The 6,147-nt window shown below is 72.8% G+C and carries 6 protein-coding genes and 1 rRNA gene; all 7 read left to right on the top strand.

Annotation, left to right across the window (positions count from 1 at the left end; all coding sequences use genetic code 11):
* Nucleotides 1–11: 11 nt before the first annotated feature.
* Nucleotides 12–128: ribosomal RNA gene (rrf, locus tag AC1DP0_RS16615) — 5S ribosomal RNA — on the top strand.
* Between the two features lie 119 nt (nucleotides 129–247).
* Nucleotides 248–1,327, top strand: coding sequence for a tetratricopeptide repeat protein (locus tag AC1DP0_RS16610; protein ID WP_478086287.1), 1,080 nt, complete (start codon nucleotides 248–250; stop codon nucleotides 1,325–1,327).
* A 109-nt stretch (nucleotides 1,328–1,436) separates the two neighbouring features.
* On the top strand, nucleotides 1,437–2,510 hold the full coding sequence (locus tag AC1DP0_RS16605) for an HAD-IIA family hydrolase (RefSeq protein WP_478086282.1): 1,074 nt from the start codon (nucleotides 1,437–1,439) through the stop codon (nucleotides 2,508–2,510).
* A gap of 36 nt (nucleotides 2,511–2,546) precedes the next feature.
* Nucleotides 2,547–2,816, top strand: coding sequence for a hypothetical protein (locus AC1DP0_RS16600; RefSeq protein WP_478086279.1), 270 nt, complete (start codon nucleotides 2,547–2,549; stop codon nucleotides 2,814–2,816).
* Complete coding sequence (locus AC1DP0_RS16595; RefSeq protein WP_478086277.1) at nucleotides 2,813–3,613, top strand: TlyA family RNA methyltransferase; 801 nt, start codon at nucleotides 2,813–2,815, stop codon at nucleotides 3,611–3,613. The genes AC1DP0_RS16600 and AC1DP0_RS16595 overlap by 4 nt, the downstream gene beginning before the upstream one ends.
* Nucleotides 3,610–4,584 carry an NAD kinase gene (locus AC1DP0_RS16590; protein WP_478086275.1) on the top strand — a complete coding sequence of 325 codons (975 nt, stop codon included), beginning with the start codon at nucleotides 3,610–3,612 and terminating at the stop codon, nucleotides 4,582–4,584. Before AC1DP0_RS16595 ends, AC1DP0_RS16590 begins: the two co-directional genes overlap by 4 nt.
* Before the next feature lie 9 nt (nucleotides 4,585–4,593).
* The coding region (recN, locus tag AC1DP0_RS16585) for a DNA repair protein RecN (protein WP_478086273.1) at nucleotides 4,594–6,147 on the top strand (1,554 nt) is incomplete at its 3' end.

Genomic DNA, 6,147 nt, shown 5'->3' with positions numbered 1-6,147 from the left:
CTCCATAGAGTTTCGGCTGTCATAGCGAAGGGGAAACGCCCGGCTCCATTCCGAACCCGGAAGCTAAGCCCTTCAGCGCCGATGGTACTGCACTGGTGACGGTGTGGGAGAGTAGGACGCAGCCGGACACACTTTGTCAGAGCGCCCCGGACGGAACTTCATTGATCCGTCTGGGGCGCTCTTTCTTTTTGTGCTCGATGACGCCAGAGGTGGCGCCGACCACGGTCGGCGCGGAAGGATGCAGAACATGAGTGACCAGGACGGCAACGACAGCCGAGGCGACCGCCGCGACCGCGACGGCGGTCAGCGAGGCCCCGCACGCACCGGCGGGGCCGGACGGGGCTCGGGAGCGCCCCGGTCGGGCGCCCCGCGCTCTTCGGCCCCACGACGCGATGACCGTGGCGGCTACCGCTCGGACGACCGACGCTCCAGCGGSRGCCGTGAYGACCGTGGGCCTCGACGTTTCGATGACCGGCCCCGGGGCGGCGCCGGGCGCCCGCAGGACGACGACCGGCGCGGCGGTCCGCGTCTGACGCCCAAGTCGCCGCGCAAGCCCGAGCCCGCGATCCGCGAAGGCGTCACCGGCCACGAGGTCGACCGCGGCGTCAAGAACCAGCTGCGCACCCTGTCCAAGGAGAACGCGGAAGGCGTCGCCCAGCACCTCGTCATGGTGGCCGAGCTGCTCGACGTCGAGCCCGAGGCCGCCCTGGCCCACGCTGAGACCGCCGTGCGCCGCGCCGGACGCGTCCCTGCCGCGCGCGAGTCCCTCGGCTTGGTCGCCTACCGCCTCGGCGACTGGGCACGGGCGCTGGGTGAGTTCCGTACGGTTCGCCGGCTGTCCGGGTCGAGCCACCTGCTGCCGCTCATGGTCGACTGCGAGCGCGCGCTCGGTCGTCACGACAAGGCGCTCGAGCTGGCGCAGTCGGACGAGGCCACCAACCTCGCCATCGACGACCGGGTCGAGCTCGCGATCGTCGTGTCCGGGATCCGCCGCGACCTCGGGCAGCTCGATGCCGCAGCCGCCGGTCTCAGCGACCTCGTCAAGCGGATCAACCCGAACCGCCCGTCGGCGGCGCGCCTCTTCTACGCCTATGCGGACGCCAAGCTCGCTGCCGGCGACCTCGAGGTGGCGCGTGACTGGTTCGCCAGGGCTGCGGACGCCGACCACGAGCTCACCACGGATGCCGCCGAGCGGCTCGAGGAGCTCGACGGCGTGGACGTCACTGACCTGCTCGGCGACGATGACGACAACGAGTACGGCGACGTCATCGAGTCCGACGACGAGACCGACGACGAGTCCGACGACGAGTCCGACGACCGACACTGATCGCAACCCGGTCAACGGGTCCGATCCGACGGGTCGGACCCGTACACGCAGGCCCCACCCCCTGCTCCGCCGACGGCCTCCGCCGTAGGGTCGTCCCCGAGGAGAACGCATGGACACGGTGAGGTCGGGCGAACCGCTGGTCGCAGGCTATGACGGGGTGGTGTGCGACCTCGACGGTGTCGTCTACCGAGGGGCGGACGCCGTGCCCGAGGCTGCGGACGCCCTTCAGCAGTTCGTGGCTCGGGGCATGAAGGTCGTCTACGCCACGAACAACGCGTCGCGCGTACCAGCCGAGGTCGCCGCCCAGATCGCTGCCTTCGGGGCCCCCGCGACGGCCTCGGACGTCGTGTCGAGCGCGCAGGCGGGTGCGGTCCGGCTGGGTGGCCACCTCGAGCAGGGAGCATCGGTCCTCGCCCTGGGTGGCGACGGTGTGGTCGAGGCCCTGAAGGACGTCGGCCTCGTCCCCGTCTCCCCGGACGGCGATACCGACGAGGTTGCCCGCGTCTCTGCCGTGCTCCAGGGATACGGCAAGCAGCTGCGCGTGAGCGACTTCGAGTCGGCAGCGCGAGTGTTGACGACGGGGCTGCTCTGGGTCGCCACGAACGACGACGCGACCCTGCCCCTTCCCTGGGGACAGTCACCCGGGAACGGGGCCTACGTCGATCTGCTGGTCACCGCTCTGGGGCGACGACCTGACGTCGTCGGCAAGCCGCACCCTCCGCTCTACCGGTTGGCGCTGGACCGCCTCGGGACGCGCCCGGACCGGACCCTCGCGATCGGGGACCGTCTGGGCACCGACATCGTCGGCGCCGAGGCGGCCGGCATCGACTCGGCCTGGGTCCTGACCGGCGTCGACCGGCCGACCGACCTGGTGGCCGCCGATGCGTCCCCGACGTATGTGCTCGCCTCGCTCGACCAGCTCCTGCAGCCGTATGCGGCCCCCTTCCCGGACGCGGACGGGTGGCGGTGCGGCGCCGCCCGGGTGACCCACACCGACGACGGGCTGCACGTCGACCGGGGGAGCGGGACGCCCATCGAGGTGGTGCGGGCCGGCCTGGCCGCGCTGCTGCGCCTGCGCGACGAGAGATCGGACCGCGACCGGCTGTGCCGCGACGCCKAGGCGCTCGACCGGCTGCTCGACGACTCGGCGGCAACGCCTCCCACCGCCGACCCGGTAGCGTGACCGCAGCGGACCAGCCACATGACACGGAGGCGACACATGCTTGGGGAGACTGACGCTCGACGCGACGACCTCGGGTCCGGCGAGCCGGCGGAGGTCGAAGGCAGCGCCGGGGAGAGCGGCACGGCGCCCGGCCCGGACGAGGCCCGCGAGGTTCCTGCGCCGCCGGTGACGGGTGACGAGGCGGTCGACGAGGCGATGGCGCTCCTTGCCGAATCACAGCACGGGTCCTTCGCCGAACGCATCGAGGCGGGAGAGCACGCCCACCGCAGTCTGCAGAGCCGCCTCGGCGGCCTGGGTGGGGCGTGACGCGTCGGCTCGACGTCGAGCTCGTCACCCGCGGACTGGCCAGGTCGCGCACCCAGGCGCGTGAGCTCGTCACCGCGGGAGCGGTGCGCGTCGACGGCAAGCCGGCGAGCAAGCCTGCCCTCCCGGTCGACGAGTCGTCGACCATCGAGCTGACCCGGGAGCCGGAACGCTGGGTGGGCCGCGCCGCCCTCAAGCTGCTCCACGCCCTCGACACCTGGCCCGTCCACGTCGAGGGTCGACGCTGCCTCGACGTGGGGGCGAGCACGGGCGGATTCACCCAGGTGCTCCTCGAGCGAGGGGCGGCTCACGTCACGGCACTCGACGTCGGCCACGATCAGCTCGTCCCGTCGATCGCCACCGACCCGCGCGTGCGTGACCTGCCCGGCACCAACATCCGGGACGTGGACGCGGCAGGACTCGGGGGCGCCTTCGATCTCGTGGTCTCCGACCTCAGCTTCATCTCCCTCGCCATCGCCCTGCCCGCCATGCGCACCCTCGTCACCGACGACGGTGACCTGGTCGTGCTGGTCAAACCGCAGTTCGAGGTCGGCCGGGAGCGGCTCAGCCGCACCGGCGTCGTGAGCTCGCCGCACGAGCGCCGACGCGTCCTGCGCGAGGTGGCCGCCGTCGTCGCGGAGCAGGGACTGCACCTGCACGGGGCCACCGCCAGCCCGATCGCCGGCGGGGACGGCAACCGCGAGTTCCTCCTCTGGCTGGCTCCGAGACCCGTACCGGGCGCGACCGTGACGGCGGTGGATGACATGCTGGAGGCCGTCGACCTGGAAGGAGCCCCGTGACGCGCCGGATCCTGCTCGTGGCCCACCCGAGACGCCCCGAGGCGCTGACCGTCGCCAAGGGTGTCGTCGAGCGTCTCACCCACCTCGGCATCGACGTGTCGCTGCAGGCCGACGAGGCCAAGGCCCTCGACCTCAAGGACAGCTCCCGCGTGCACATCGCCTCGGCCGAGGAGCAGGTCGCGGAGGGGTGCGACCTCGTCGTGGTCCTCGGCGGTGACGGCACCATCCTGCGAGGCGCCGAGTTCGCCCGCAGCGTCGACGTGCCCCTGCTCGGCGTCAACCTCGGGCATGTCGGCTTCCTCGCCGAAGCAGAGCGCGACGACCTCGACGCCACGGTCGAGCACATCGCGAACAACAACTACGCGGTCGAGGAGCGCATGACGCTCCATGTCGACGCCAAGCTCCACGGCGACCTCATCGCGAGCAGCTGGGCCCTCAACGAGGTGAGCGTCGAGAAGGCGTCGCGCGAGCGGATGCTCGAGGTCACCGTCGAGGTCGACGGGCGACCCCTGTCGAGCTGGGGCTGCGACGGGGTCATCGTGTCGACGCCCACGGGCTCGACGGCCTACGCCTTCTCGGCCGGCGGGCCGGTCGTCTGGCCCCAGGTCGAGGCGATGCTCCTCGTCCCCAGCGCCGCTCACGCGCTCTTCGCGCGCCCGCTCGTGCTCGGTCCCGACACGCGTCTCGCAGTGGAGATCAAGGCCGCCACGGAGGGGGCCGGTGTCATGTGGTGCGACGGCCGCCGACACGTCGACCTCCCGCCCGGTGCGCGCATCGAGGTATGCCGTGGGGCGCGACCACTGCGACTCGCGCGCCTCACGAGCGCACCGTTCACCGACCGCCTCGTGGCCAAGTTCAACCTGTCGGTGGCCGGCTGGCGCGGCAACGGCAACGGCGGCGGCGTCGTCGCCGCCGTGGACGACGTGGACGACGTGGACGACGTGGACGTCAGTGAGGGTGCTCGGCCCTAAGGTGGTCCCGTGTTCAGCCAGATGAGGATCCGCGGCGTCGGTGTCATCGACGACGCCGTCCTCGACCTGAGCCCCGGGCTCAACGTGCTCACGGGTGAGACCGGAGCCGGCAAGACCATGGTCGTCTCGGGCCTCGGCCTGCTGCTCGGTGAGCGTGCCGACTCCGGCCTTGTCCGCACCGGCTCGACCTCGGCCCTCGTCGAGGGTGTCGTGCAGCTGCCGCTCGACCACCCGGCCCTCGTCCGGGCCGACGAGGCGGGAGCCGACCACGAGGACGGCGAGCTCGTCATCGCCCGCACGATCGCCGCGGCCGGCCGGTCGCGGGCCCACGTCGGTGGTCGCACGGCCCCCGTCTCGGTGCTAGCGGAGCTCGGGCAGATGCTCGTGGCGGTGCACGGACAGGCCGACCAGTGGCGGCTCAAGCAGGGCGACGCCCACCGGGTGGTCCTCGACGAGTTCGGCGGTCCTGCCCTCGCCGCCCTTCGCGACCAGGTCGCGGAGCTCTACGACCGGTGGCGCGACTCCGCCCGCGAGCACTCCCGGCTGGTCTCCGAGGCCCGCGAGCGTGCCCGCGAGATCGACTCGCTCACGGCCTCGCTCGAGGAGATCGAGGCGGTCGACCCGCAGCTCGGGGAGGACGCGGCGCTCCGCGCGGAGGACGAGCGGCTGGCGCACGCCGACACCCTCCGTCTTGCGGCTGCGCAGGCGCTCGCCGACCTCAGCGGTGACGACTATGCCGCCGAGCCGGCTCCGAACGTGCGCGACCTCATCGGGTCGGCGCGCGGCGCGCTCACGCCGGCCACTGCCCACGACCAGGCCCTCGCGGGGCTCGACGAGCGGTTGCACGAGGTCGGCACGCTGGTCACGGACCTCGCTGCCGACCTCACGGCATACCTCCAGGACGTCGACCTCGACCCCGAGCGACTCGGCTACGTGCAGGAGCGCAGGGCAGCTCTCGGCGTCCTGACGCGGAAGTACGGCGAGACGGTCGACGAGGTGCTCGAGTGGTCCGGGCGCGGCGCGGCCCGGCTCGACGAGCTCGTGACCGCCGACGACCGGGTCGAGCGTCTCGGCGCCGAGGTGGCCCAGCTCGAGGCCTCGCTCGTCGCCGCAGCGCTCGCCCTGTCCGACGCGCGCCGGGCGGCCGGTGACGACTTCGGCATCCGGGTGTCCGAGGAGCTGGCCCACCTGGCCATGGGCAAGGCCGTCGTCCACGTCGAGCTCCGCCGCCGGACCGACCACGACGGCGTCGCGCTGCCCGACGGGCAGCAGGTCCGGCTCTCACGGCACGGCATCGACGACGTCGAGATCCTGCTCGCGGCCAACCCGGGTGCCACGCCACGCAGCGTGGCCCGCGCGGCGTCCGGCGGCGAGCTGTCGCGGGTCATGCTCGCGCTCGAGGTCGTGGGCTCGGCGAGCCCGTCGGGCGAGGCGTCCGGTGGTCCGCCCACGTTCGTCTTCGACGAGGTCGACGCGGGCGTCGGCGGCCGGGCCGCGCTCGACGTCGGGGCGCGCCTCGCCGCCCTCGCCGAGCACGCCCAGGTCATCGTCGTCACCCACCTC

It is taken from the genome of Terrabacter sp. P5_B1 (genome assembly GCF_056400505.1).
This window is presented reverse-complemented; position numbering and strand designations above follow the sequence as displayed.